At 71.0% G+C, this 25,156-nt stretch carries 21 protein-coding genes and 2 pseudogenes; 13 read left to right on the top strand and 10 right to left on the bottom strand.

The genetic code is table 11. The features are described from left to right. Positions 1–20 precede the first annotated feature (20 nt). The 8 genes from JD77_RS28585 to JD77_RS28550 form a co-directional block, all read right to left on the bottom strand. Positions 21–1,256, bottom strand: coding sequence for a vanadium-dependent haloperoxidase (locus tag JD77_RS28585; protein WP_145776969.1), 1,236 nt, complete (start codon positions 1,254–1,256; stop codon positions 21–23). 106 nt (positions 1,257–1,362) lie between these two features. Further along, positions 1,363–1,914, bottom strand: a complete 552-nt coding sequence (locus JD77_RS28580; protein WP_145776968.1) for an NADPH-dependent FMN reductase — start codon at positions 1,912–1,914, stop codon at positions 1,363–1,365. Further along, entirely contained in the window at positions 1,911–2,975 is a 1,065-nt protein-coding gene (locus JD77_RS28575) for an aldo/keto reductase (RefSeq protein ID WP_145776967.1), read from the bottom strand. The genes JD77_RS28580 and JD77_RS28575 overlap by 4 nt, the downstream gene beginning before the upstream one ends. A gap of 26 nt (positions 2,976–3,001) precedes the next feature. Beyond that, on the bottom strand, positions 3,002–4,339 hold the full coding sequence (locus JD77_RS28570; protein WP_145776966.1) for an LLM class flavin-dependent oxidoreductase: 1,338 nt from the start codon (positions 4,337–4,339) through the stop codon (positions 3,002–3,004). Further along, positions 4,336–5,073: an ABC transporter ATP-binding protein gene (locus JD77_RS28565; protein WP_145776965.1), complete on the bottom strand. Its 738-nt coding sequence runs from the start codon at positions 5,071–5,073 to the stop codon at positions 4,336–4,338. The genes JD77_RS28570 and JD77_RS28565 overlap by 4 nt, the downstream gene beginning before the upstream one ends. After that, the gene (locus JD77_RS28560) at positions 5,049–5,885 is read right to left on the bottom strand and encodes an ABC transporter permease (protein WP_145776964.1); all 837 of its coding nucleotides are present in this window, start codon (positions 5,883–5,885) and stop codon (positions 5,049–5,051) included. Before JD77_RS28560 ends, JD77_RS28565 begins: the two co-directional genes overlap by 25 nt. Next, positions 5,882–6,946, bottom strand: coding sequence for an ABC transporter substrate-binding protein (locus JD77_RS28555; protein ID WP_145776963.1), 1,065 nt, complete (start codon positions 6,944–6,946; stop codon positions 5,882–5,884). The genes JD77_RS28560 and JD77_RS28555 overlap by 4 nt, the downstream gene beginning before the upstream one ends. Next, on the bottom strand, positions 6,947–7,459 hold the full coding sequence (locus JD77_RS28550; protein WP_145776962.1) for a flavin reductase family protein: 513 nt from the start codon (positions 7,457–7,459) through the stop codon (positions 6,947–6,949). It abuts the gene before it with no gap. A gap of 474 nt (positions 7,460–7,933) precedes the next feature. Between JD77_RS28550 and JD77_RS28545 the strand changes: the two genes are divergently transcribed. The 13 genes and pseudogenes from JD77_RS28545 (at position 7,934) to JD77_RS28490 (ending at position 24,319) form a co-directional block, all read left to right on the top strand. Beyond that, positions 7,934–8,827, top strand: coding sequence for an ABC transporter substrate-binding protein (locus JD77_RS28545; RefSeq protein WP_145776961.1), 894 nt, complete (start codon positions 7,934–7,936; stop codon positions 8,825–8,827). A gap of 10 nt (positions 8,828–8,837) precedes the next feature. Then, on the top strand, positions 8,838–10,319 hold the full coding sequence (locus JD77_RS28540) for an asparaginase domain-containing protein (RefSeq protein WP_145776960.1): 1,482 nt from the start codon (positions 8,838–8,840) through the stop codon (positions 10,317–10,319). 15 nt (positions 10,320–10,334) lie between these two features. Further along, a complete protein-coding gene (locus JD77_RS28535; protein WP_145776959.1) occupies positions 10,335–10,724 on the top strand; it encodes a cupin domain-containing protein in 390 nt (129 codons plus the stop codon). Then, positions 10,717–11,655, top strand: coding sequence for an amino acid ABC transporter permease (locus tag JD77_RS28530; protein WP_145776958.1), 939 nt, complete (start codon positions 10,717–10,719; stop codon positions 11,653–11,655). The genes JD77_RS28535 and JD77_RS28530 overlap by 8 nt, the downstream gene beginning before the upstream one ends. Further along, positions 11,652–12,422 carry an amino acid ABC transporter ATP-binding protein gene (locus tag JD77_RS28525; RefSeq protein WP_145776957.1) on the top strand — a complete coding sequence of 257 codons (771 nt, stop codon included), beginning with the start codon at positions 11,652–11,654 and terminating at the stop codon, positions 12,420–12,422. Before JD77_RS28530 ends, JD77_RS28525 begins: the two co-directional genes overlap by 4 nt. A 65-nt stretch (positions 12,423–12,487) precedes the next feature. Continuing rightward, a complete protein-coding gene (locus JD77_RS28520; RefSeq protein ID WP_145776956.1) occupies positions 12,488–14,131 on the top strand; it encodes a phytoene desaturase family protein in 1,644 nt (547 codons plus the stop codon). 4 nt (positions 14,132–14,135) lie between these two features. After that, on the top strand, positions 14,136–15,269 hold the full coding sequence (locus JD77_RS28515; RefSeq protein WP_145776955.1) for an aminotransferase class I/II-fold pyridoxal phosphate-dependent enzyme: 1,134 nt from the start codon (positions 14,136–14,138) through the stop codon (positions 15,267–15,269). Next, positions 15,266–16,414, top strand: coding sequence for a M24 family metallopeptidase (locus JD77_RS28510; protein ID WP_145776954.1), 1,149 nt, complete (start codon positions 15,266–15,268; stop codon positions 16,412–16,414). Before JD77_RS28515 ends, JD77_RS28510 begins: the two co-directional genes overlap by 4 nt. Positions 16,415–16,455: 41 nt before the next feature. Next, entirely contained in the window at positions 16,456–17,142 is a 687-nt protein-coding gene (locus tag JD77_RS28505; RefSeq protein ID WP_170286579.1) for a GntR family transcriptional regulator, read from the top strand. Next, positions 17,135–18,148, top strand: a pseudogene (locus tag JD77_RS35745) (aldehyde dehydrogenase family protein); the annotation flags it as partial. The gene JD77_RS28505 and the pseudogene JD77_RS35745, both read left to right, overlap by 8 nt. A 151-nt stretch (positions 18,149–18,299) precedes the next feature. Continuing rightward, a pseudogene (locus JD77_RS34895) lies at positions 18,300–18,584 on the top strand (aldehyde dehydrogenase family protein); the annotation flags it as partial. A gap of 159 nt (positions 18,585–18,743) precedes the next feature. Continuing rightward, positions 18,744–22,052: an alkaline phosphatase family protein gene (locus tag JD77_RS28495; protein WP_211372722.1), complete on the top strand. Its 3,309-nt coding sequence runs from the start codon at positions 18,744–18,746 to the stop codon at positions 22,050–22,052. A 725-nt stretch (positions 22,053–22,777) separates the two neighbouring features. Then, positions 22,778–24,319, top strand: coding sequence for an endo alpha-1,4 polygalactosaminidase (locus JD77_RS28490; protein WP_145776951.1), 1,542 nt, complete (start codon positions 22,778–22,780; stop codon positions 24,317–24,319). Positions 24,320–24,380: 61 nt separating this feature from the next. Here JD77_RS28490 and JD77_RS28485 read toward each other — a convergent pair whose 3' ends face one another. Both JD77_RS28485 and JD77_RS34890 read right to left on the bottom strand, forming a co-directional pair. Then, the gene (locus JD77_RS28485) at positions 24,381–24,746 is read right to left on the bottom strand and encodes a RidA family protein (protein WP_145776950.1); all 366 of its coding nucleotides are present in this window, start codon (positions 24,744–24,746) and stop codon (positions 24,381–24,383) included. Beyond that, the gene (locus tag JD77_RS34890) at positions 24,743–25,057 is read right to left on the bottom strand and encodes a hypothetical protein (protein WP_211372721.1); all 315 of its coding nucleotides are present in this window, start codon (positions 25,055–25,057) and stop codon (positions 24,743–24,745) included. The genes JD77_RS28485 and JD77_RS34890 overlap by 4 nt, the downstream gene beginning before the upstream one ends. Positions 25,058–25,156 lie beyond the last annotated feature (99 nt).

The following is a 25,156-nucleotide window of genomic DNA, read 5'->3' as shown; positions in this document are numbered from 1 at the left end:
GCCCCGCCGGTCAGCCCGTTCTAGGTGAACAGCCGTGCCGCGCTGCGGACGGTGTAGGCGGCGACGTCACGGCCGAGCCGGACGCCGACCTCGTCCGCGGTACGGGTGTGGATGCCGGACCACACGCGGGCGTCGACGTTCTCCTCGGTGGGGCGCCGCCAGTCGGCGTAGGTACGGGTGGCGCCGGGCTGGCTGGGGCTGGTGATGGTGTACGGCCGCCGGGCTTGCGCCCCGATCAGGGCGGTGAGCACCTGTTCGGCGGCGCCGGCGTAGGTGTTGTGCCCGCTGGGGTAGTCCGGGTGCGCGGGGGTCCCGTGCAGCGGCGTCCATCCGGGGTCGCCATCGGCCTGGATGGCGGTGACCGGCCGCCAGCGCAGGTAGGCGTACTTGGCGTCGGAGGTCGCGATCTGGGTGTCGACGAGCGCGACGTGGAAGATGGCCACGAGGCTCGCCCGCCAGGCGGTCGGCCGGGTGGACTGGGCGAGCGCGGCGCGCAGGATCCCGGTGTAGAGGGTCAGCGAGGAGCCGAGCCAGAACGTCGCCGTGTCCGTCTGCTGCGGTGTGCGTACCGTGCTGTCGGCCGCGCCGTACGCACGGACCTCGGCAAGGTCGGCACGGTAGCGCTCCGACCCAAGCGCGGGCGGTGGCTCGGGCCGGTACCGGTCCGCGCGGTCGAGCACGAACGGCGTGGCGAACCGGGTTCCGGCCTGCTGGGCGGCGCTGAAGCTCGGTGGGGTGGGCTGCCAGACGCCCGGCCCCGGGTCGGGTGCGGGGTAGGGCGGGTTGACGGCGGCGGGATCGAGTCCGTCGCCCGCACGCTGGGCGGCCAACGAACGTGCTTCGCGCTGGCCGGCGGCGACCCCGCGGTCCTTGGCGCGCCCGTCGGGGATCCGGTCGAGCGTGGTCCGTAGTGCCGCGTCGAGCGTGGGCGCGCTGTCCGGTATCAGGGTGCTCAGCGCGGTGTGTACGGCGGTCGCGAGTGCGGCGTCCTGGTAGTGGCCCGCGGCGGAGGCGGGTGCGGTCCGGACCGCCCGGGCCGCGGCGAGCCAGCTGATCGCCCACGCGCGGCTGTTCGTCACCTGCGGCCGGGTGCCGGTTGCGATGGCGGCCGCGGTGGTGTCGTACCACTCGAGGATGGTGTCGACCGTGGCGGTGGCGGCGGCTGCCGGCGCGGCAACCGACATGCCGGCAGCCAGCGCGGCGGCGGCGATCCCGGCCGCGCCGCGGCGCCAGCCAGGAACCGTCAGTAAGCTCATGATGCGGGCACTCCCTCTGTGAGTTCGGTGAACGGTGAAGTCGGGCGGCTGGTGGTCCACGAAGGGCGGCCCGGTCAGGCGGGGGTGTCGCGACACGACAGGCACGTCACACCACCCTGGCCAGGCGTGGCCCGACCGCGGCGGCGTGCTGGTCGGCCCACCGCGCGGCTATCTCACGCGCGTCCGCGAGCCGCGATTCCGGCACGGCCAGCGGCGGCGCCGGGACCCGGGCGCCCAGTTCGAGCAGCACGTCGCGCAGGGCCGACGCCGCCGCGTCGGCGTGCGCCGGTGAGGCGGCCACGGACACCGGCACCGCGACGACCTCGGCCAGCTCCCGGTGCGGGAACTGGTCCAGGAAGATCTTCAACAGCCCGGTGTAGCTGCCCTTGTACGCCGATGTCGCGACGACCAGCAGCCGCGCCGACCGCACCGCCGCGAACGGATCAGAACCGGCCTTCGCCCCGTACGCCGGCTCCGGTCCGAACGACACTCCGACGGCCTCGGCCAGCTCCAGCACCTGGACGGCGCCGAGCGACCCGCCCAGCCGATCCAGCAGCGCCCCGGCCACGGCCTCGGCGACGCCTCGGGTACGCGACCCAGCGCGCGGGTTACCGACCAGCACGACGACATCCGGGGTCGGCGACGGTCCGCCGCTCACGGGGCCACCCCGGTCGGTTGTTCCGACGACCCGCCACGACGGCGGTACGCCGGATCGGCCAGCGACGGCGGCTGGTAGCCGGCGTCGGCCGGGTTCAGCGTGGTGCCGGGTGGAACGATGGCGTCGATGCGATCCAGCACGTCCCGGGACAGCGTCACCTTGGCGGCACCGAGCTGCGACTCCAGGTGCGCCAGGGTGCGTGGTCCGATGATCGCCGAGGTGACCGCCGGGTGCTCCAGGACGAACGCGATCGCCAGGTGGATCAGCGACAGCCCGGCCTCGTCGGCGAGGGCGGCCAGCTCGTCGACGGCGGCCAGCTTGGCAGCGTTGGCCGGCAGGGCCGGGTCGAACCGGGCCGGGAGCCAGCCCGCCCGACGGGAGATCGGGGCCTCGAGCCCCGCGTGGTAGCGACCGGACAGCCAACCGCCGGCCAGTGGGCTCCACGGGATCACCGCCAGCCCGTACCGCTGGGCCACGGGCAGCACCTCGCGCTCGACCCCACGGGCCAGGATCGAGTACGGCGGCTGCTCGCTGACCACCCGCTCCCGGCCGCGCCGCTGCGCGATCCACTGGCCCTCCACGATGGCCGACGGCTCGAACGTGGAGGTGCCGATGTAGCGGATCTTGCCCTGGTGCACCAGGTCGGTGAGTGCGCCGAGGGTCTCGTCGAAGTCGGTGTCCGGCTCCGGCCGGTGCGCCTGGTACAGGTCGATCCAGTCGGTGCGCAGCCGGCGCAGGCTGTTCTCCACCGCACGGATGACCCAGCGGCGGGAGTTGCCCCGGTGCTGCGGGTTGTCGCCGACCTGACCGTGGAACTTGGTGGCGAGGAAGACGTCGTCACGCCGCCCGCCGGCGAGGGCCTTGCCCACGATCTCCTCCGACTCGCCGTCGGAGTAGACGTCAGCGGTGTCGATGGAGTTGATGCCTTCGTCGAGCGCCCGGTGGATGATCTGGATGCTGTCCTCGTGGTCCGGGTTGCCCCGTTGCCCGAAGTTCATCGCGCCCAGTGTCAGCGAGCTGACCCGGACGCCGGTGCGCCCGAAGGGCCGGTAGTCGACCATGGGTTCTCCTTTTCAGCGGTCAGCGGTCAGCGGGCGGTGGCCGCGAGCTGCCGCGTGAACTGGTTGGTCGGGCGGGGCAGCCCGTAGTGGTCGCGCAGGGTTGCCCCGGTGTACTCGGTGCGGAACAGTCCGCGGCGCTGCAGGATCGGCACGACATGGTCGACGAATGCCTCCAGCCCGGAGGGCAGCACCGGCGGCATGATGTTGAAGCCGTCGGCCGCACCGCTGCGGTACCACTCCTCGATGGCGTCGGCGACCTGCTCCGGCGTGCCGGCGAAGGTGCGGTGCCCGCGCCCGCCACCGAGCCGGCCGATGAGCTGGCGTACGGTCAGCCGTTCCCGCCGGGCCAGGGTGACGATCAACGTGTACCGGCTCTTGGCGCCCTCGATCTCGTCTTCGGCGGGCAGGTCGGCGGGCAGCTCCTTGTCCAGGTCGAGGTCCTCCGGCGCGACCCGCAGCGTGGTGGCGAGCTGCTGCCGGGCGTACTCGGGCTTGATCAACCGATCCAACTCGTCCTCCAGCGCGCGGGCCTCCGCCTCCGTGGCGCCGATCGCCGGCACGATCCCCGGCAGGATCTTGATGGTGTCCGGATCGCGGCCGGCCCGCGCGGCCCGTTCCTTGAGGTCCCGGTAGAACGCCTGCGCCTCGGCGAGTGTCTGCTGGGCGGTGAAGACGGCCTCGGCGTACCGGGCGGCCAGCTCCTTGCCGTCCTCGGACGACCCGGCCTGCACCAGCAGCGGGTAGCCCTGCGGCGAGCGGGGGACGTTCAGCGGGCCGGCCACCCGGAAGTACCGCCCGACGTGCTCCGTCGGGTAGAGCAGGTCGTCGTCGCCCCACCGGCCGGCGTCCTTGTCGCCGAGCGGCGCGGCGTCGTCCCAACTGTCCCAGAGCTTCAGCGACACCTCGACGAACTCGGCGGCCCGCTCGTACCGGTCCCGGTGGGCGGGCAGCTCGTCCAGGTTGAAGTTGCGGGCCGCCTGCTCGCCGGCCGTGGTGACGATGTTCCAGCCGGCCCGGCCGCCGCTGACGTGGTCCAGCGACGCGAACCGGCGGGCCAGGTTGAACGGCTCGTTGTACGTCGTCGAGGCGGTCGCGATCAGGCCGATGTGTCTGGTCGCGCCGGCCAGTGCGGTGAGCAGCACGGTCGGTTCGAGGGTGCCGCCCGGCCGCCGACCGATGCTGTTCCACAGCACCGGGCTGTCGGCGAGGAAGAGCGAGTCGAGCTTGCCGCGCTCGGCGATGCGTGCCAGGCGCGTGAAGTGCGCGACGTCGGTCTGCGCGAACGGGTCGCTCTCCGGCAGCCGCCAGGCCGCCTCGTGGTGGCCGACACCCATCAGGAACGCGTTGAGGTGCAGCATGGTCATCCTTCCGTCTGGTCGACGCCGAGCGCCCGCAGCAGGGACTCCCGGTAGGCGAGGAACCGCGGTTGCCGGTGCGAACGCGGCGCCGGCAGGTCGATGGCGAGGTCCACCGCGATACGGCCGGCGTCGAGCAGCAGCACCCGATCGGCCAGCGTGACGGCCTCGTCCACGTCGTGCGTGACGAGCAGCACCGCGGGCCGGTGCCGGGCGCACAGCTCGCGCAGCAGGTCGTGCATGCGCAGCCGGGTCAGCGCGTCCAGCGCGCCGAAGGGCTCGTCGGCCAACAGCAGCTCCGGCTCGGACACCAGGGCCCGGGCCAGCGCCACCCGCTGCTGCTCACCACCGGACAGCTCACTGGGCCAGGCCCGTTCGCGCCCGGCCAGTCCGACTTCGGCGAGGGCCGCGCGGCCGCGTTCGGGTGCGTCCGATCCGCGTAGGCCGAGGACGACGTTGTCCAGGACGCGCTGCCACGGCAGCAGCCGGGCGTCCTGGAACACGACCGAGGAGTTGTCCGGTACGTCGACCAGCCCCGAGCCCGTCACGGCGCCGTCCAGGCCGGCGAGCGTGCGCAGCAGGGTGCTCTTGCCCGACCCGCTGCGACCCAGCAGCGCGACGAATTCCCCCGCGCCGACCTCCAGGTCGAGACCGTCCAGGACGGTTCGGTCACCGAAGCCGCGCACCAGTCCCTGGACCCGGACGGGGCGGGTGGCGGTCAGTCCGCCAGCGTGCGTCGCCACGACAGCGCCCTCCTCTGCACGAGTCGGACGGCGCCGTCGGACAGCAGCCCGAGCAGCCCGTACAGCACGAGCCCGACGATGATCACGTCGGTCTGGCCGTACTGGCGGGCCAGATCCATCATGTAGCCGATGCCGCTGGTCGAGTTGATCTGCTCGACCACCACGAGGGCCAGCCATGCGCCCACGACGGCGAACCGCATGCCGAGCAGGAAGCCGGGCAGCGCGCCGGGCAGCACGATCCGGCGGAGGAAGACGGCCGGCCGCAGCCGCAGCGACTCGCCCAGTTCGACGTACCGGGTGTCGATGCTGCGCAACCCGTTGTGCGTGTGTATGTAGACGGGCACGAGCACGCCCAGCGTGATGGTCGTGACCTTCATCTGCTCACCGATGCCGAGCCAGAGGATGAGCAGCGGCACCAGGGCGAGGGCCGGGATGGCCCGCTTGATCTGGATCGGGCCGTCGAGGATTGCCTCACCCAACCGGCTCAGCCCCGCGACCAGGGCCAGCACCGTGCCGGCGACGGTGCCGATGGCGAGGCCCAGGGCGGCCCTGCGCGCCGAGACGGCCAGGTTGTCCTGCAGGCGGCCGTCCGCGATGAGGTCGCCCGCCGTCGTCACCACGGTCCAGGGCGCCGAGAGGGTACGGGAGTCGAGCCAGCCGGTTGCCGAGCCGAGCGCCCACGCCGCGAGCAGCAGGAGCGGGCCGAGCGCCGCCCCGAACGGGATGGGGCGGCCCGGCTTCAGCCGGCGCCTCGGCTTGCGGGCGGGCGCGGTCGTCGCCGTCCGGGGCCGGGTGAGAACGGAGGCGGTCATCGGGCACCTCCCGCGGCGAGCGCGTCCGCGGCGACCGATTCGTACCGCCGGTCGTACAGGTCCTCGGCCCGGAGCGGCTTGTTGCCGGTCTCCTTCGCCAGCAGGTCGATGGTTTCCTGGTGCCGGGCGATGGCCTCGGTCCAGCTCGCCGGGATGTCGGCCACGCCGGCGTTCTCGACCAGCCACCTGCCGTCGTCGGCGCTGAGGCCCTGGTCCTTGACGTAGTACCGCTCGATCCACTCGTCCGGGTTGGCCTCCCGCCACCGCCAGGCCCGCGCCCACGCCTGCACGTACTCGCGGATCGCGGCCGCCTTCGCCGGGTCGGCCAGCACGGTGACCGGCGCGTACAGGTGGCCGGGGTCGTCCCGCAGGCCGTGCGCGATCGTGGTGGCGCCGTCCCTGCCGTACTTGGTCTCGTAGCGCCTGATCTGCACGCCCCCGATCGGGGCGACCTCGACCTGGCGGCTGGCGAGCGCGGTCGAGTACGCGTCGCCGGTGCTCGGCAGCTCGACCAGCTTGACGTCCTGCTTGGTCAGTCCGACCTTGTGCAGGACGCGCAGCACCAGCGCGCCCTGTGCCTGCCCCGGGCTGTACGCGATCTTCTTGCCGCGGATGTCGGCGAGCGTGGCGACCGCGACGCCGGGCGCGATGCCGAGCCGGTAGATGGCGTGGTTCAGCGGGTCCTGGCGGAACTTCGATGCGACGATCTTCGTGGGAATGCCGGTCCAGTGGGAGTGGATCGGCGGGATGTCCGCGACCGACCCGATGTCCAGGGCGTCGGCCCGGAACGCCTCCAGGGTCTGCGGGCCGCCGCTGAGGTTGGCGAACTCCACCTGGAACGTGAACTTGTCCACCTCGCCGGAGAACTCGAGGGCTTTCTGGTGCTCCTTGTCGCCCACGACGAGTTTGGTGCCCTTCGGTGCGGACTCCGGCAGCGGCGCGCCGGCGGCCAGCGCCGCGTCGGGTGTCTCGTCGCCGGCGCAGGCGGTCAGGCCCAGCGCGACCGCGCCGAGGGTGGCGGACAGGAACGCCCGGCGATCGAAATGGCGTGACGGCTTCACTTACGACTCCTTCGTGGATGGCTGCAGGGCGGCGTACCGCCCCATGTGGTAGAGCAGCGGGGCGCCCTCCCCGTGGTGACCGCTCAGCGGTTCGGCCAGCACGATCGCGTGGTCGCCGGCGAGCACCCGCTCGGTCACCCGGCACAGCAGCCAGGCGACCGGCTCGTCGAGCAGCGGCACCCCGTACGGGCCGTGCCGCCAGCCGGAGTGCGCGGCGAACCGGTCGATACCGCTGGTCGCGAACGTCCGCGCGACCTCCCGCTGGTCCTCACCGAGCAGGTGCACCCCGACGTGCGCCGCGCCGGCGACGGTCGGCCAGCTCGACGAGGACCGGGCCAGGCAGAACGAGACCAGTGGCGGGCGCAGGGACACCGACGTGAACGACGTCGCGGTGAACCCCACCGGCGGGTCGCCGGCGGCGGTGACCACCGCGACCGACGCGGCCTGCCGGCGCAGCAGGGCACGGAACAGGTCCGGGTCGACAGGCGCGGGTGATTGGTCGAGGACAGTCATGACGTTCCTCCTGATCGAGAACGACGGGTGTGCGCCGGCGCCCCGCGGCGGGCGGGGGCGGCGTCGAGTGGCCGTTGACCGGTGGCGGACACGCTGCGGCTCGTCGTCGAGCCGGCGGCGTGGCGACAGGGAGAAGTCAGGGATGCGCGCTCAGCGGCAACAGCCGCGCGCGGTGGTCCAGCCACGGCAACATCCCCGGGACACCGCGACCGCGGTGCCGTCGAGGGGATTCACCTGACTGATCATGGCTGCCAAGGTAACCCGGTAATCCCTACCGGGTAAATAGGATTTCAGAGGCTGGGACGCGACGTGCGGGCGGGCTCGGTTCGCCAGGGTGGTCGCCCCGCGGCCACCTCCCTCGCGTGGAGGGGGCAGTAGGCCCAGGTGGGGCGCTGGATCGCGGGCGAATCAGCCTCTTGCCGGTGAGAGATATATCGCATAGCGTACGCCGCATCTGGGATATCTGGAGGCGCCATGACTCTCTCCGCTCTCAAACCCTCCCGCGTTGCCGCCCCCGTCGCACTCGTCCTTCTCATGGCCGTGAGCGCCTGCGGAGGCGACGGCCCCGACAAGGACGTCGCGTCGGCGGTGAAGGCCGACGACACCCTGCACGCCCTCGTGCCCGCCGAGATCGCCGCCCGCGGCACGATCGAGGTGGCGGGCTCGGCCGACTTCCCGCCCGACAACTTCCTCGACACCAACGAGAAGGACGTGATCGGTTACAACGCCGAGATGCTCGACGCGGTCGCCGCGAAGCTCGGCCTGAAAATCAACTTCACCCGCACCAAGTTCACGGGAGTGATCACCGGCATCGAGGCCGGACGCTTCGACGCGGGCATCAGCTTCCTCGACACCAGGGAGCGCCAGAAGGCTGTCGACATCCTCGACGCCTATCGCGTCTCCCAGTCCTTCATCACCCGCAGCGACTACCAGGGCGACCCGATCCCATGCGGGAAACGCGTCGGCGTCGGGGCAGGTAGCGCCGAGGCACTGATCATCGACGACCTCTCTCAGAAAAAGTGCGTGGCGGCGGGGAAGCCCGCGATCGAGGCCGCCACCTACCCGAGCAATCCACAGGCGGTGGTCGCGCTGACCAGCCAGCGGGTCGACGCGGTCTTCGCCTCGACGGCGCCGGCCGCCTACGCGGTCAAGCAGGCCGGAAGCGCGCTGAAGCTGTTCGGGGACCCGCTCATGGCCGGTGGTTACACCGGAATTGCGATCTCCAAGGCCGAGCCGAAGCTGCGCGACGCGATGAAGGCCGCGCTCCAGGAGCTGATGGACGACGGTACGTACCTGAAGATCCTCGAGAAGTGGAACGTCCAGGGCATCGCTTCCGACAAGGCCCTCATCAATGCCGGCACCAACTGAGGGCCCACCCGTGAGCAGCCAACCCGACACGCAACCCGGCGCGGAGTCCCGTCCACTGGTCGCGGTGATCGCGGGCCCGACGGCGACCATCCTCAACACGCCGCCCATGGGCGCGGATCCCGCCGCGCTGGTGCCGCAGCGCGTGGCCGACGACGTCGTCATCGGCGTCGTCGACCGCAGCGGCCACCCGATCGACGAGCTGGACAACGACGCGACACCCCCGGTCCCGCGGAAGGTGGTACTTGCCCGGGGGCAGTTGGTGGCGCTTCCGTTGCCCGAGGGCGCGGACCCGGCGGCACAGAGCTTCTTCCCGTCGGCGGAGCGCCTGTACGAAGAGCTCGACGCGCTCTGGGTCGACGAGACCGGACGCGCCGGGGCGCTCGGCCGGCTGGCCCGGTACCGGCACTTCCGCGCCGCCCCGCCGGCCGGGTACCTGTCCGGCGAAGCCCCCGAGGTCCTCGGAGTCGACTACTTCCCGTACGGCGCCTGGGAGAGCCGCGCCGAGCCGACCATCGCCACCCTCGTGACCATCACCAACACGGTCCAGCAGATCACTGCCGAGGACGGCGTCGCCGGGGTGCAGTGGCTCGAGGGCAGCCCGGTGATCGAGGAGACGCTGTACTGGCTCGCGCTGCTCATCGACACCGACAAGCCCATCGTCGGCCAGGTCGCCCAGCGTCTGCATCGCTCCCTCGGGTCGGACGGCGCCCAGAACCTCGTCGACGGCGTGCGGTACATCGCGTCGAGAGCCTGGGACCTGGACGGCCGGGGAGACGCCGTCGGCCCGGTCCTGGTGGCCGACGGCGTCGTCCGCACCGCGCGCGGAGCGTACAAGGTGGCCGGACGCCCGGGTGGCTACGCCGGCGGCGGCCCGGTGGCCACCTGCGCCACGCAGTGGCCCATCCGGCTGGAGTACCTGCCGCTGCGGCGGCACACCCGAAGCTCCGCCGTGCGGATCTCCGCGCTTCCGCGCGAGGTTCCGGCCCTGGATGGCGCCGGCGGCACCAGGCTGGTCCAGGTCACCGACGGCAGCGGCCGGCTCGCCCCCGAGGTGCTTCCGGTCGTCACCATCGTCGTGTACGGCAGGTACGGCCTGGCGGGCACCTGCGGCTGTGCGGACCTCGGCGTCGCCGACGCTGTGTCGCACCACGCCGAGCGGCACGGTCTGGCCGGCTTCGTGCTGGAGGGCATCGCGCCCAACGGCTGGGCCAGCCGCGAGGTGGAATCCTCGCTGTCGTTCGCCGCGTACTCGGGATTTCCCGTCGTCTGGTGCGGCCGCGGCCGGCCGGAGGACCCGGTGGGTCGAGCCCCGGCGCCGTTCGTCGCGGGCAGCAACCTCAGCGCCACGAAGGCCCGGATGCTCCTGCTCGCCTGCCTGCTCAGGTTCGGCGCCGCGCCAGTGGCCAAGGACCCGCGCCAGCCGACCGACGCCGAGAAGCGCGCCACCAACGAATACGTCCGATCCCTGCAACAGATCTTCGACACCCACTGAACGGAGGCAGAGACGATGAAGCCGAGGCATTTCGACCCGGTTCAGGCTGAGCTGGCCGACGAGCCGGACCGCTTCGCCGGCGCCGTCTCCCGGACGGACCTGTACCGCAACGGCGAGGAGGTCGGCACCGACCTCACCGGCGTCTACTTCGCGCCCGGGGCGCGCACCCTGCCGCACACCCACAGCGTCGACCAGGTGCTCTACGCCGTCAGCGGCCGGGGCGCGGTGTCCATCGAGGGCGAGGTGCACGAGCTCCGGCCCGGCGACTGGGTGGTGATCCCGGCCCACGCGCATCACTGGCACGGCTCCGTCAGTGACGAGGAGAGCTTCACGCAGATCGCCCTGAAGGCGGGCGGCACGACCCGGTGGCTCCCGGCCGACGACGAGTGGAGCCAACATGGATAGCGCCACGGCCGCGCCGCGAGACCTCACCCGGGAGGCCCCGGAAGCGTTGCACGTGGTCAAGCAGCGGCACCCCTGGCGCTGGGTGTCGGTCGCGGTCGCCCTCGTGCTCGCGGCGCGCATGGTGGTCTCGATGGTCACCAACGACGCCTACCGGTGGGACGTCTTCGCCGAGTACCTGTTCAGCGAGGCGATCCTCAGCGGCCTGCTGCTGACGCTGGAGGTCACCGTCCTGGCGATGAGCCTGGGCATCGTGCTCGGCATCGTCATCGCCCTGTGCCGGATGTCCCAGAACCCGATTCTCTCCCGCTTCGCCTGGTTCTACACGTGGATCTTCCGGGGCACACCGACCCTGGTGCAGCTCATCTTCTTCTACAACCTGAGCGCGCTGTACCCGAAGCTGACGCTGGCCATCCCGTTCGGCCCCGAACTGCACAGCTGGCCGACCAACGCGGTGATCTCGGCGATGGTCGCCGGGGTCCTGGGGCTCGGCCTCAACGAGGCCGCCTACATGTCCGAGATCGTTCGGGGTGGTCTGCTCTCGATCGACCGGGGGCAGACCGAGGCCGCCAAGGGCCTGGGGATGACCCCGTGGCACACGTTCCGTCGCATCGTCCTGCCCCAGGCCATCCGGGTCATCATCCCGCCGACCTTCAACAACATCATCGGGATGCTGAAGTACTCGTCACTGGTCAGCGTGCTGTCCCTGGGCGACCTGCTGTACGTCTCGGAGCAGATCTTCTCCCGGAACTTCCAGCCGATCCCGCTGCTGCTCGTCGCCTCCGCGTGGTACCTCGTCTGCACCTCGATCCTCATGGTGGCGCAGATCTACATCGAACGGATCTTCGGTAGGGGCGTGGCCCGCCCCGGGGCGACGCGCATCGGCCCTGTTCGGGCCGGGGGGCGCATGGTGCGAAAGGTGGTGCGCGGATGACACCGCTCGTCACGATCAGGGGAGTGCGGAAGTCGTACGGCAGCATCGAGGTGCTCAAGTCGGTGGACCTCGACGTCTCCAGGGGCGAGGTGGTCTGCCTGATCGGAAGGTCGGGGTCCGGCAAGACGACGCTGCTGCGGTGCGTCAACCATCTGGAGACGGTCGACTCGGGCGTCATCAAGGTCGACGGTGAGTACGTCGGCTACCGGGAGTCGAACGGCGCGCTCGTGGAGCTCCCCGAGCGCAGGGTCGCCGTGAACCGGCGGCACATCGGCATCGTGTTCCAACAGTTCAACCTCTTCCCGCACATGACGGTGCTGGAGAACGTCGTCGAGGGGCCCACCCGGGTGATCGGGCGCAAGCGCGCCGACGCCGTCGCCCTCGCCGTCGAGCTTCTGGAGCGGGTCGGCATGGCGGAGAAGGCCGGCTCCTACCCGCGGCAGCTCTCCGGCGGGCAGCAGCAGCGCGTGGCGATCGCCCGGGCGCTGGCCATGCGCCCGAAGCTGATCCTCTTCGACGAACCGACGTCGGCGCTCGATCCCGAGCTGGTCGGAGAGGTGCTCGACGTCATGCGCGATCTGGCCGCGGACGGCATGACCATGATCGTGGTCACCCACGAGCTGCGGTTCGCCGAGGAGGTGGCGAGCAGGATCGTGTTCATGCAGGACGGGCGCATCGTCGAGTCGGGCTCGCCGAGCCGGCTGCTCCGCGCTCCACAGACCGATGGCCTCAAGGCGTTCCTGTCCAGGACCGGCTTCTCGAACTAGCTGGGGATCGTCTCGCGGTCGGGTCACGTCGCCCGTCTGCGATATATCGAATATGGAGTATCGCGATGAAGCCGAGAAGCACCCACTACGACGCCGTGATCGTCGGCGGCGGCCACAACGGTCTTGTCGCCAGTTTCTACCTGGCCGCAGCCGGTCGCCGGGTACTTGTCGTCGAGCAGCGGGCGCAGGCCGGGGGCCTCTGCGCGCCGCTGGAGTTCTTCCCCGGGTACCGGGGCACGATCACGAACACGCCGAGCGCCCTCGAACCGCGGATCTTCGGGGACATGCAGCTGGAGCACTTCGGGGTCACCTTCGACCGGCCCGATCCGACCATGGTGTTCCCGCTCGCCGACGGACGGTCGTTCAAGGGCTGGCGGGACCGGAAGCGGACCGAGGCCGACCTGCGCCTACTGGCACCGAACGACGTCGAGTCCTACTTCGCCATCATCGACTTTTTCAACGACTTCGCGCGCAAGCTCGGCGTGTCGGTGTTCGACGACCCGCCCAGCCTCGCGGAGCTGGCCGCGGCCATGCGTACGCCCGACGACGAGGCGGCGTTCGCCGAGGTGTTCTTCGGCAACATCCAGGACTTCCTCGACAGGCGGCTGTCCAGCCCCCACCTCAAGGCGCTGCTGGCGAGCCTGTCGATGAGCGCCGGGAACGTCGCGCCCTCCACCCCGGGATCACCGATCGGCCTCCTGCGCCGCCCGCTGTCCCTGATGAGCGGGCACGCGACGGCCGACGACCCGCGGCGCCACATGGTCCGGGGCTCGACCGGCCTACCCCGCGGTGGGATGGGTTCGATCGCCGAAGCCATGCGCGCCGCCGCCGAGGCGCGGGGCGTCGAGATCTGCCTCGAGACCCGGGTCGAACGCATCGTGACGGCGGGGGAGCGGGCCACCGGCGTGGTGCTCTCGTCCGGCGACGAGGTGACGGCACAGACGGTGCTGTCCAACCTCAATCCCAAGACCACCCTCCTGAACCTGCTGGACAACCCGGCGCTCGTCCCCGACGGACTCGCCGAGCGGCTGGGCAGCCTCAAGATGGCGGGGGGAGCGTTCAAACTCGTCCTGGCCCTCGACGGGCTGCCCATCCACCGCTCGGCCACCTCCGACACCGAGGCGCGACAGCTGGCGGCCTGCCAGTACCGCTACTCGCCGACCGTGGAGTACCTCGAGGAGGCCCACGACGACTACAAGTACGGCCACCCGTCGAGGCGCCCCAAGCTCCTGGGGCTGACCCCATCGGTCGTCGACCCCAGCGTCGCCCCGCCGGGGCGGCACCTGATGAGCGTCAACGTCTGGTACGCGCCGTACCGCCTCGCGTCCGGGGCCTGGGACGCCGAGACGAAGGCCAAGTTCGCGGCCACCTGCATCGACACCATCGAGGAATTCATCGTGAACATCAAGGACATCATCGTCGACCAGGTGACCTTCAGTCCGGTCGACTTCGAGCGGGAGTACGGGCTGGTCGAGGGCCACCAGCTGCACGGCGACATGACGCCGCTGGGTATGTTCGGCAACCGGCCCACCCCCGGTCTCGCCCGGTACCGCACGCCGGTGCGGGGCCTCTACCTGTGCGGCTCGGGTGTCTGGCCCGGCGGAACGGTGACGGGCATCCCCGGGTACAACGCGGCCACCCGGGTCCTCCGTGACACGTCCGGGGCGCAGGACGACGCCTCGACGCCTGACGTCCCCTCCGCCGGATAGCCCGATGGACACCATCGACCTCGCCACCGGCGTACCGGACATCGGCTCTCCGCCGTCGGCCGCGGCCGCGGCCACCGAAGCGATCAACCGGGGCGACACCAGGTACGTCGGCGCGGCGGGCATCGCGCCCCTCAGGGAGGCCGTCAGCCGGTCCCTTCTAGAGGAGCGCGGCCTGTCCTACGAGCCTTCGCAGATCATGGTGACCGCCGGCGCGAAGCTGAGCGTCTTCTGCGTACTCAGCGCACTGGTCGGACCTGGCAGCGCCGTCGTGTTGCCGGTCCCGCACTACGGGGGCTACCGGGGGCAGATCGAGCGGCTGGGCGGGCGGATCGTCGGGCTCGGGACGACACCGGACACGGGCTACAAGCTCACCAGGGCGCAGCTGCGAGACGCCCTCGACGACGACACGAGGGTCGTACTGCTCAACTCGCCGGCCAATCCCAGCGGCGCGGTCTACAGCGCCGACGAGCTTGCCGGGCTCGCCGACGTGGTGGTCAACCACAGCTCCGCGACCATCGTGAGCGACGAGATCTACGCCCGCTTCGTGTACGACGGGCGGCCCGCACCCAGCCTCGGTTCCCTGGGTCCCGAGGTGCTGGCCCGGACGGTCACGATCGACGGCGTCTCCAAGGCCTACGGCATGACCGGTTGGCGGGTCGGTTACGCCGCCGGACCGAGAGCCGTCATCGACGTCGCCCGACGCGTACACGCCGGCCTGTGCAACTGCGCTCCCTCGATCAGCCAGTGGGCGGCGTGGGGAGCGCTCACCGGTGCGCCCCGGGATCATCACGACCCGCGACGACACCAGGAGCTGCGCGACCTGTCGCACGCCGTCGTGGACCGATGGCGTGGCATCCGGACGGTGCGGCCGTCCGGCGCCATCTACCAACTGATCGAGCTCGTCCCGGAGGAGCTCGGCATCGCGACCGGCGAGGAGGCGTCCTTCTTCGAATCGTGGACCTCCCGAGCGCGCGTCTCGGTCGCACACGACAACCGATTCGGCGCCCCGGTGTTCGGGCGGCTCACCTTCTCGGTGCCGCGGCCCGAACTGGAGGAGGGCCTGCGCAGATTGTCGGTTGCCCTGGAGCAACTCGCCGATACCAACCAGTTGTCAGCTAGGAGAGGAACAGCTCGATGAACCGATACTTCACCGACGACGAGTACGCGTCGCGGCTGGCGGCCGTGCGCGCGGACATGGCCGCGCGGAACATGGACGCGCTTCTCGTCACCGGGCCCGAGAACATCACCTATCTCACCGGATACACGACGCCCGGCTATCACATCTTCCAGTGCGTGATCCTGCCTGCCGAGGGCGACATCACATTCGTGGTCCGCAACACCGAACGCGTCAACGTGCCCGACCTGCCGTGGGTGGCCGAACCCGTCCCGATCGGGGTCGAGTCCCTCTCCGACCCCATTCCGGTCCTGCTGTCGTCGATCAGGCGGGAAGGGCTCGCGGGAAAGCGGCTCGGCGTGGACCGGCGGAGCCTGTTCCTGCCTCCGCTGTACTACGACCAGTTGCGCGAGGAGATCGACCTGGTCGACGCCTCCGGCCTCGTGGAGCGGCACCGTGCCCGCAAGTCGCCCGCGGAGATCGCGCTGATCCAGCGGGCCACCGAGCTCGCCGAAGCGTCCGTCCTCGCCGGGCTGGACAGCCTTCGTACGGCCAGGACCGACAGCGACGTCGCGGCCACCGTACTCGCCAGCCTCGCGCGCGGCGGGAGCGAGTACACCGGGTCGCCGGCCTACATCGTTCCGGGGGTGAGTTCCCTCGTGACCCACTCGACGCATGCCCAGCGCCCGGTCGGCGACCAGGAGCCGCTGCGCCTGGAGGTGTGCGCCTCGAAGGGCAGGTATCACGGCGTCCTGACCCGGACCGTGACACGCGCGAGGCCGACGTCGCAGCTCACGGGTATGGTCGCGCTGTCGGCGGCGGCCGGCGAGGCGATGCGGGCCGCGGCCCGGCCGGGAGTGCCGATCGGGGACGTGGACAGGGCCGGCCGGTCCCTCGTGGAGGCCGAGGTCCCCGCCGCGTACTGGCCGAACCGCGGCGGCTACAGCATGGGCATCGCGTACCCGCCGGGCCTCGGCGAAGGAGACGTCCTCGACATTCGCGCAGGCGACCCGCGCCCCGTCGAGGTCGGCATGGTCTTCCACCTCCTACCGACACTTCGGGTCCCGGGCCTGGGAGCCGTCGGCTGCACCGACATCCTCGCGGTGGAAGAGAATGGAACGAGGTTCCTGAGTACGTTGCCTCGGACTGTCCTCTCCGCAACGGAGTGATATATGAGATATTGGTCGAACTACTCGAATGGGGAGGGGCAGTGAGCGGCGACGATTCCTCGCTGAAGATCACACCGCTGGCACGACACCAGAATCTGACCGCTCGTACGGCGGCGCTGCTCAGAGAGGCCATAGTCGACGGCACGCTCGCCCCCGGCATGTACCTCACCATCCCGCGCATCGCAAAACTCTGCGGGGTGAGCGCCACCCCGGTCCGTGAGGCACTCATCCATCTGACCGAAGCGGGCCTGGTCTCGATCCATCCCCAGGGCATCCGGATCGCGACGCCGTCGAAGCCGGCGTTGGCCGAGGCTTTCGAAGTACGCGAGTGCATCGAGGGGATGACCGCGAGGTTGGCGGCGCTGCGACGATCCGACGAACAGGCGGAGGCCATCGTCACGCTCGCGGGCCGCAGCCTCGAAGCGGCCGACCGCGGAGAGCCCAAGGAGTTCAGGACACTCGACGCGCAGTTCCACCTCACCATCGTCGACGCCTCCCGCTCGGGCCACCTGCAGCGATACGCCCGCAACGCGCTCGACCTGGCCCAGACCCTGCGCAACATCAGGCCCGCGCGGCAGGGCTTCAAAGCGGCCGCCGCGCACCTGCACGTCACGATCGCGGAGGCGATCGCCAACCAGGACCCCGAGGGCGCCGAGGGCGCGATGCGCAGGCACGTGCACGAAGTCCTCGAACACATCCTCGAAGAGAACGACCCGGGCGGTGAGTAGCATCCAGAACCTCGCCACGGACAGGTCGGTGATCGCCGGCCGCATCAACGGACGCCCGGTCGGCGGCGACAGTCGAGCACTGCACGGCCCGACCGGGGACCTGGTCGCACACCTCTCGCTCTCCGACGTCCCCGACGTCGACGCGGCGGTCCGTGCCGCCGTCGACGCGCAGCGGGCCTGGCGGCGTACCCCTCCGCCGCGGCGCGGCGAGATCCTCACCCGTGCCGCGGCGATCCTCGCCGAGCGCCGCACCGAATTCGCGGCGGCAATCACGCGTGAGGAGGGCAAGACCCTCCGGGAGGCGGGCGCGGAGGTCGACCGGACCGTCGACTATCTCTCGTTCTTCGGAGCCGAAGGCTGGCGACTCGCCGGCCACGAGTTCGCCAACCTCGAACCGAACCTGCGGATCACGTCGCGGCGGGAGCCGCTCGGGGTGGTCGGCCTGATCACCCCGTGGAACTTCCCCCTGGCAATTCCGGCGTGGAAGCTCGGGCCGGCACTGGTGGCGGGCAACTCCGTCGTGCTCAAACCCGCCCTCGAGGCGCCCGGACCGAGCGTCCTCCTTGCCGAGCTCCTCGAATCAGCCGGACTGCCTCCGGGCGTACTCAACGTCCTGATCGGCGGGGGCGCCACGGTCGGCGCCGCCGTCGTCGCCCACCCGGGCGTCCAGGCCGTCAGCTTCACGGGGTCCACCGAGATCGGCCGGCAGATCGCGGCGGTCGCGGGGCAGCGCATGGCCCGCGTCCAACTGGAGCTGGGCGGATCGAACGCCACCGTCGTCCTGGACGACGCGGAGCCGGACGTTGCCGCCGAGCTGATCGCCCGGAGCGCGTTCGGGCTGACCGGGCAGGCCTGCACCGCCACCAGCCGGGTCTACTGCACCCCGGGCATCGCGCCAGCACTGGTCGAGTCGCTGGCCGCCCGGGCCCGGGCGTTGCGGATCGGAGACGGCACGGAGCCGGCAACGGACGTCGGTCCGCTCGTCAACCCGGCCGCCCACGCCCGGGTGGCGAAGATCGTCGAGGCGGCCGTGCGGGAAGGCGCGGTCCTGCACACGCCCCGGGAAGCCCCCCGCCGTTCTTCGAACCCACGGTCCTCACCAACCTCACGCCCGGCGCGCAGATCTTCGAGACGGAGGTGTTCGGCCCGTTGTCGCGGTCGTCGAGGTCTCCTCGCTGGAGGAGGCCATCGCCTGCGTCAACGCCAGCCGGTACGGGCTCGTCGCCAGCATCCTGACCGACTCGCTGGCCGCGGCGCAGACCTTCACCGACGAGGTCCGGGCAGGCACCATCAAGGTGAACGAGCCGACAACCGGAAACCAGCCCAACGTGCCGTTCGGCGGCCTGAAGGATTCCTCCAACGCGGCGTTCAAGGAACAGGGATCGGCCGCCCTGGACTTCTACACCGTGTCCAAGTCGGTCTACCTTCGCTGGTCCAGCTGAGCGCCGCGCCCGCCGCTCGGCGGCCCGGACCCGGGGGGCGGTTCGACGTCCGACGCGAGAACCGACGGCGGGACCGGCGAGGTCAGCCGGTCCCGCCACCCTCCATAGGACGGCCGCCACGAACATCGCGATGGCCTGTTCGAGCGATACAACGATGAGGTGTCGGCGTTCGAACAGGTGCGACGGAGAACGTGGCTGTACCACCGACGGAACCTGAAGGGGGTGCGCGGCTTCGGCGACCGTACGCCGCTGCGTCTGCCCACCGGGGCCACCGCCTTCGCGCAGCCACGGACCAGCGGCGGCGAGGTCCTGCCGTTCTCGGCCCGGCAGGCGGCGGTCGACGCCGGCCGTCCCGAGAGCGACATCCAGTACCTCGGCTCGCTCCCGCACGGCTTCTCCGACGCCAACCGGGCCCGGGCGAACGGCTGGTGGAACGACTGGGTCGCGGCCAAGGGCCAGAGCACCATGGCTTTCTACGACCGGCGCGACATCCCCCTCCAGTACGAACTGGCCGACCGCTTCACCATCTGCGACGCCTACTTCTGCTCGGTCTACGGCTCGACCAACCCCAACCCCAACTACCTGTGGACCGGCACGACCGGCTACGAGCCGGGCAGCGCCAACCGGGCTGTCACCAACGCCGCGTACTCCTACACCCACGCCGGCTACGACTGGACGACATACCCCGAGCGCCCGGAGGCCGCCGGCGTCTCCTGGCAGATCTACCAGGAGTGGGACAACTTCACCGACAACGCGGTGGAGTACTTCCGGCCCTGGAAGGAGATCGGCCGGAAGATCCTCTCCAAGGTCAGCGGCCAGTACTCCACCACCAAGCAGTTCTACGACGGCCTCTGGGGCAAGACCGCGGACCAGCGGAAGGCCGCGCTGGCCCAGTTCCAGCAGGGTGTCGACTCGCTGACCGAGGCGGACCGCCGGCTGTTCATGCGGGGCGCCTACCGCTCCGAGCCGAACACCCTCGTCCAGCGGATCAGATCCGACATCAAGAACGGCACGCTGCCGAAGGTGAGTTGGCTGGTTCCGACGGCGGCGCTCTCCGAGCACCCCAGCTCCTCCACCCCGGTCGGCAGCGCCAACCTCATCTACGACCTCCTCGACGCCATCGCGAGCGACCCGAAGACCTGGTCGAAGACGGCCTTGTTCATCAACTTCGACGAGAACGACGGCTACTTCGACCACGTGCCCGCCCCGGTCGAGCCCCGGCCGGACTCCGGCAACAGCGACGACTGGTTCAACGGCCTCCCGGTCGGCCCCGGCCCGCGGGTGCCGATGACGGTCGTCTCGCGATGGACGGTCGGCGGCTTCGTCTGCTCGGAGGCGTTCGACCACACCTCGCTCATCCGCTTCCTGGAGAAGCGGACCGGTGTCCAGAAGCCCAACATCAGCGCCTGGCGCCGCAGCGTGTTCGGCGACCTGACCTCCGCCTTCGACACTACGCGCGCACACGCGCAGCCCAGGCTGGAGCAGCCCGAGCCGGTGCCGTCGGCGGTCGGCCGCTGGAACCCCGTACCGCCGAAGAACCAGTCGCTCCCGCAGCAGGAGGCCGGCACCCGCCCGACGCGCCCCTCTCCGTACCGGCTGTCCCTGCGGGCCGACGTCACCGGCTCTGGCGTCCGCCTCCGGCTCGGCAACGCGGGCACCACCGCCGCGACGTTCACCGCCTACCCCGGTGACGGCACCATCCCACGCACCTGGACCGTCCCCGCGGGCGGGACCGCGGACAACACGGTCGGCTACGGCGCCGACGGCTACGATCTGCAGGTCACCGGCCCCGGCTGGTCCGTCTGGGAACTGCGCGGCACCGGTGTGGGCGCCGAGGCCCACCTCGTCGAGCAGGCCGTCCCCGGCCAGGTGAAGGTCCGGTGCGCCAACCCCTCCGCCGCCACCCGCACGCTCCTCGTCGGCGAGTCGGTCTACCCGCGCAACCCCGGGGATCATGTCCAGGCCGTCACCCTCGCGCCCGGCGAGACCCAGACCGTGCCGATCCACCTCCCCGACCATGGCTGGTACGACGTCGTGGTCGTCGACCAGGCGGACCCGACGTTCCTGCGCCGGATGGCCGGCCGCCTGGCCGGCGGCAGGCCCGGCGTCACCGACCCGGCGACCGGTACCGCCCCGGCGCTGGCCGCTGCAATCGTCCTGCCGCAGCCGCTGCCCGCCCTGGACACGCCGTTCGCCCAAGGCAACCCGACCGATGTCGTCGTCACCGTGCGGAACCAGGCCGACGCCAAGCTCGACCAGCTCTCGGTCGCCCTGCTCGCCCCCTCCGGCTGGACGGTCGAGCGGACCGCCGCAGCGCCGACCGTGATCGCCGCCGGGGACTCGGCCGATGTGCGCTTCACCGTCACGCCGCCCCCGAACGCCACCACCGGCAGCCTGGTGGTAGCCGCCCACGGCGACGGCGACGGCCTGCTGAGGTTCGCCGAGGCCCGGGTCCGCTCCCGGGTCGCCCCCGCGATGAGCGTCTCGCTGACCGGTCCGGCGAGCTCGCCCGGCACCGACGGCACCGTGATCTCGCCGGGCAGGCCGGTCACCGTGACCGCCGCCGTCACCAATGCCGGCGGCACCCCGCTTACCAGCCTGTCCGCCACGCTGGCCCTCCCGACGGGCTGGACCGCCACCCCACGGGGCGACACGCCGACGTCCGTTCCGGCCCGCTCCTCCGCCAGCCTGGAGTGGGACGTCGTCGCGCCCACCACCGCGGCGCGCGCCTCCGGCAGCCTCAAGGCGACCGTCACGGCGAATCTGAGCGGCAGCGCCCAGCAGGCGACCGCGTCCCTGTCCACCAAGACCGGGCCCGTCATGACCGGCTATCTGCTCGCGGAGGACTTCGAGTCCGTCGTTCCCGCGCTCGCCCCGGCGGCCGACCTGAGCCGGCCCGGCCTGCTCGGCTGGACCCGGACCGCCCCCGAGGGCTGGACGGTCAGCAACGCGCCGGCCATGCCACAGGGCACCCGGGAGCTGCAGGGCTGGACCTTCCCGACCAAGCAGTTCTGGTTCCCCGGCGGGCAGAACCGCCCCAACTTCAGCCGGTCCCTCGGCGTCGTCGCGGTCGCCGACCCCGACGACTGGGACGACACCGGCGGCCCGTCCGGCCGGGGCCGGTTCGACTCGACCCTGACCACCCCGGCGGTGGCCATCCCGTCGGGCACCGCCACGCTCCACCTGGGCTTCGACTCCCACTACCGACAGGAGAGCCCGCAGGAGGCCGAGGTCACCGTGCAGTTCGACACCGGCGACAAGGTCCAGCTGCTGCACTACAGCAGCGCCACCTCCGGGAACACCAACCAGGGCCGGGACCAGGAGAACCGGCTGGTCCGGCTCTCCTGCCCCGTCCCGGCTGGGGCCACGTCGGCGAAGGTCAGCTTCCGAATCTTCAATGCCGGCAACAACTGGTACTGGGCGATCGACAACGTCCGCGTGGGCACCAGCCCGATCGTCGACGCCTGACCGGCCGGTGGCCTGACCGCCTCCGCGCGGGGACGCGTGGCAGTCCCCGCGCGGACCGAGCGGCCTTCACGCGTCGGCCGTGTCTGCGGGCGGTGGTGAACGGATGCTGACCGGCAGCCGTGCTCGATGTGAGACCCCGTCCACGTAGGTCAGGTGGCAGACGATGACCTGGTACGACCAATCCCAACGGGAAGCCCGCGGCCGCGGATACGCTGCCCGGCACCCGTCCTCCCCCCTCCGGATGCAGACCCGCCCACCAGTCACGCAACGAACCAAGGCGGCGCGACGGGGTGCGGTTTTCCTCGTCGTCAGCTTCCTGGCGCCCCTGGCGGTACTCGGCGTGTGCATGGCCAGCGCCGGCGACAGGGGCAAGGGCGACCTCGGGCGCGTCGAGCGGCAGGAGTACCTATGGACCGGAGATAGCGACCTTTCCTCCGAGTCGACCGTCGACCCGGCGGACCCGGCATCACTTCCCGCCCCCACCGCCGCCGGCCCCGTCCCGACGCCGACTGCCGCAGGGTGCGGCACCACCGGCGCCCCGACCGACCGCACAGCCGATACTGCTCGACAACTTCGACGGTAATCCGGCATGGACCGACGGTCACGGCCGCAACGATCCTGGGAGAGACCACCGGGTGTGAGGGGCGACTATCGGACCATCACCACCGGCTACCAGGACCTGCGCATTCCGCTGGCGGCAAACCGTGTCAACCGCACCACCCCAGGTGAGCTCCATCTCGATTTCTGGCACGGCGGCAGCAGCACGGTTCAAATTGAGGAAATCCGCTTTGAACAGGAATCGCGCAGCCATGACCAAGACAAGAGCCCTCTACCTCACTGGGATCGGCGTCGTGGTACTGGCCATCGTTCTTGGCCTGGTCGCAGCCCTGTCGCCTCGTGCCCAGGCCAGTACGACGGCAGTTACGGCTACGCAGCGCACGACAACGACGGGCCGGACGGGTGAGGGGCAGCCGGTGACCAACCTGGCCGAGGCCGACCTCACCGGCACCACCGATGACTGGAACCGCTACGTCGAGTTCATCGGCCGCTACTCCGGATACCTCACCTTCGTCGCGCCGCCCGACGTGTCGCCCAGGGAGGTGACCGCAGTCGACGTACGGGTCAACTACCGCGGTCCGGACCCCGAGACCCAGACCTGGACGTTCGCACTGTTCGATTGGGCGGCGAGGGGCTGGGTGCGCGTGGGCACCAACGCCGGCGCTCCACACTGGGGCCCGTGGACGTCGCTCGCCTGGCCCGCGTCCGCACCCTACGCCCGGTACATGTCACCCACCGGCGAGCTGCGGCTACAAATCACCACCAACACCGGCCGTGACGCAGCCGACCTCGACTATGTCGCCATCTCGCTGACCTCGACGCCCGGGCAGCCGGCACCATCGGGCGGGGCCAGATCCCCGTCCGCGTCCACTCCGCCACCCCCATCGACCCAGCCGCACGTACCCACGTCACCTTCCGCTACGACGCCAACGACCGCTCCGCCGTCCCCGTCTACCCGACCCGGGAGCACGACAAGCTCGGTACGGTGCCCCGACTGCTGGCGCCCGCCGCTGCAGGTCAGCTGGAACTGGGTCATCGCGGGCGTGCCAAAGCCTCCCTTCCGGGATGTCGACATCTACGACATCGACGGTTTTGACGCGTCCTCGGCGGACGTCGCCGCCCTCCACCGAGCCGGAATTCGGGTGGTCTGCTACATCAGCGCGGGCTCCTACGAGGACTGGCGCCCCGACGCGGGCCAGTTCCCGGCGAGCCTCGTCGGCCGGAACCTCGACGGTTGGGCCGGCGAACGGTGGCTCGACGTCCGCGGCATCAGTCCCACGAGCCCGCTGGCCCGCATCATGACGGCACGGATCGACATGTGCCGGGCGAAGGGGTTCGACGCTGTCGAGTTCGACAACATGGACGGCTACATCAACCGGACCGGGTTCCCGCTCACCGCCGCCGACCAACTCGCGTACAACCGGTTCCTCGCCAACACCGCCCACGCCCGTGGCCTCAGCACCGTGATGAAGAACGACCTCGGCCAGATCGACGACCTCGTCGACTACTTCGACATGGCGCTCAACGAGGAATGCGGCCGGTACAACGAATGCGGCGAATACCAGCCGTTCATCGCCGCGGGCAAGCCGGTCCTCCACGCGGAATACGGCTCCTCGACTGCCTTCTGCCAGGCTGACAACGCGGCCAACATCAACGGCGTGCTCTTCTCACTCGACCTGGACGACTCCGTCTATCGTCCGTGCCGCTGAACCCCGTCATCAAAGCGCCGGCGGATCCATTGAGATCCGCCGGCGCTCTGCCGCCTCGCCGTCACGCGGCCCAGCCGCGATCGCCCGCCTCGGTTTCGATACGCAGATCCGGATTGGACAGCGGAGCCAACACCGTCGACCGGGCCGGCAGCGGGTCAGCGAAGTACTCGCTGTAGACCGCGTTGAACGGTTCGAACAGGGTGGCGTTGAGCAGGAATGCGGTTACCTTGCACACATCGCTGAGGTCTCCACCGGCGGCGTGGCAGAAGGCGCGGACGTTGTCGAGGACCGCCCGCGCTGCTGCCCCGAAATCGCCGATGACCGTGCTGCCGGCGGGACGGACGGCCACCTGGCCCGAGATGAAGGCATAGTCGCCGGCGCGCGTTCCATGCGGCAGCGGCAGGGGCTGAATCGCCGAGCGAGTCATCCACCTGGCCGTGATGGACCGGAGGCGGCTCGGCGCACCGCTACGCCGAGCTGGGCCTGGACGGCGGGGGACGTCAGGCCGATCTTGCGGCCGACCACCCTGGCTCCGTCGACCAGGCGTAGCTCGCTCAGCCGCTCCTGCACGGCGTACGGAACGGCGGGGCGGGGCGGCGGGGACGGCGCCGTGGCGACGTCGTCGGGATCGATGAGGCCGCGCAATGGTGGACAGGGAATCCGATCACGCGCGGCCGTGCGGAGGCACTCGGCGGCCGCGTCGACCGGTGTCCTAGGGGCGGCAAGGGTGGCGTCCATGGTGCACACCGTGGCGATCACCGGTCCATCTACCGAGCGGAGTGTTCCGCTTGCCGGAACGAGCCACACAGCCGATCGCGCCGGCCCTGCGCACGTCGT

Source organism: Micromonospora olivasterospora (genome assembly GCF_007830265.1).
In the GTDB taxonomy this organism is placed as follows: domain Bacteria; phylum Actinomycetota; class Actinomycetes; order Mycobacteriales; family Micromonosporaceae; genus Micromonospora; species Micromonospora olivasterospora.
Note: the sequence above shows the minus strand (reverse complement) of the source record. Positions and strands in the feature narration are given on the sequence as shown.

Coding starts and splice junctions, on each gene's coding strand:
- JD77_RS28585 (WP_145776969.1), bottom strand. CDS start 1,256: ATGAGCTTACTGACGGTTCCTGGCTGGCGCCGCGGCGCGGCCGGGATC.
- JD77_RS28575 (WP_145776967.1), bottom strand. CDS start 2,975: ATGGTCGACTACCGGCCCTTCGGGCGCACCGGCGTCCGGGTCAGCTCG.
- JD77_RS28570 (WP_145776966.1), bottom strand. CDS start 4,339: ATGACCATGCTGCACCTCAACGCGTTCCTGATGGGTGTCGGCCACCAC.
- JD77_RS28560 (WP_145776964.1), bottom strand. CDS start 5,885: ATGACCGCCTCCGTTCTCACCCGGCCCCGGACGGCGACGACCGCGCCC.
- JD77_RS28550 (WP_145776962.1), bottom strand. CDS start 7,459: ATGACTGTCCTCGACCAATCACCCGCGCCTGTCGACCCGGACCTGTTC.
- JD77_RS28545 (WP_145776961.1), top strand. CDS start 7,934: ATGACTCTCTCCGCTCTCAAACCCTCCCGCGTTGCCGCCCCCGTCGCA.
- JD77_RS28535 (WP_145776959.1), top strand. CDS start 10,335: ATGAAGCCGAGGCATTTCGACCCGGTTCAGGCTGAGCTGGCCGACGAG.
- JD77_RS28530 (WP_145776958.1), top strand. CDS start 10,717: ATGGATAGCGCCACGGCCGCGCCGCGAGACCTCACCCGGGAGGCCCCG.
- JD77_RS28525 (WP_145776957.1), top strand. CDS start 11,652: ATGACACCGCTCGTCACGATCAGGGGAGTGCGGAAGTCGTACGGCAGC.
- JD77_RS28520 (WP_145776956.1), top strand. CDS start 12,488: ATGAAGCCGAGAAGCACCCACTACGACGCCGTGATCGTCGGCGGCGGC.
- JD77_RS28515 (WP_145776955.1), top strand. CDS start 14,136: ATGGACACCATCGACCTCGCCACCGGCGTACCGGACATCGGCTCTCCG.
- JD77_RS28510 (WP_145776954.1), top strand. CDS start 15,266: ATGAACCGATACTTCACCGACGACGAGTACGCGTCGCGGCTGGCGGCC.
- JD77_RS28485 (WP_145776950.1), bottom strand. CDS start 24,746: ATGACTCGCTCGGCGATTCAGCCCCTGCCGCTGCCGCATGGAACGCGC.
- JD77_RS34890 (WP_211372721.1), bottom strand. CDS start 25,057: ATGGACGCCACCCTTGCCGCCCCTAGGACACCGGTCGACGCGGCCGCC.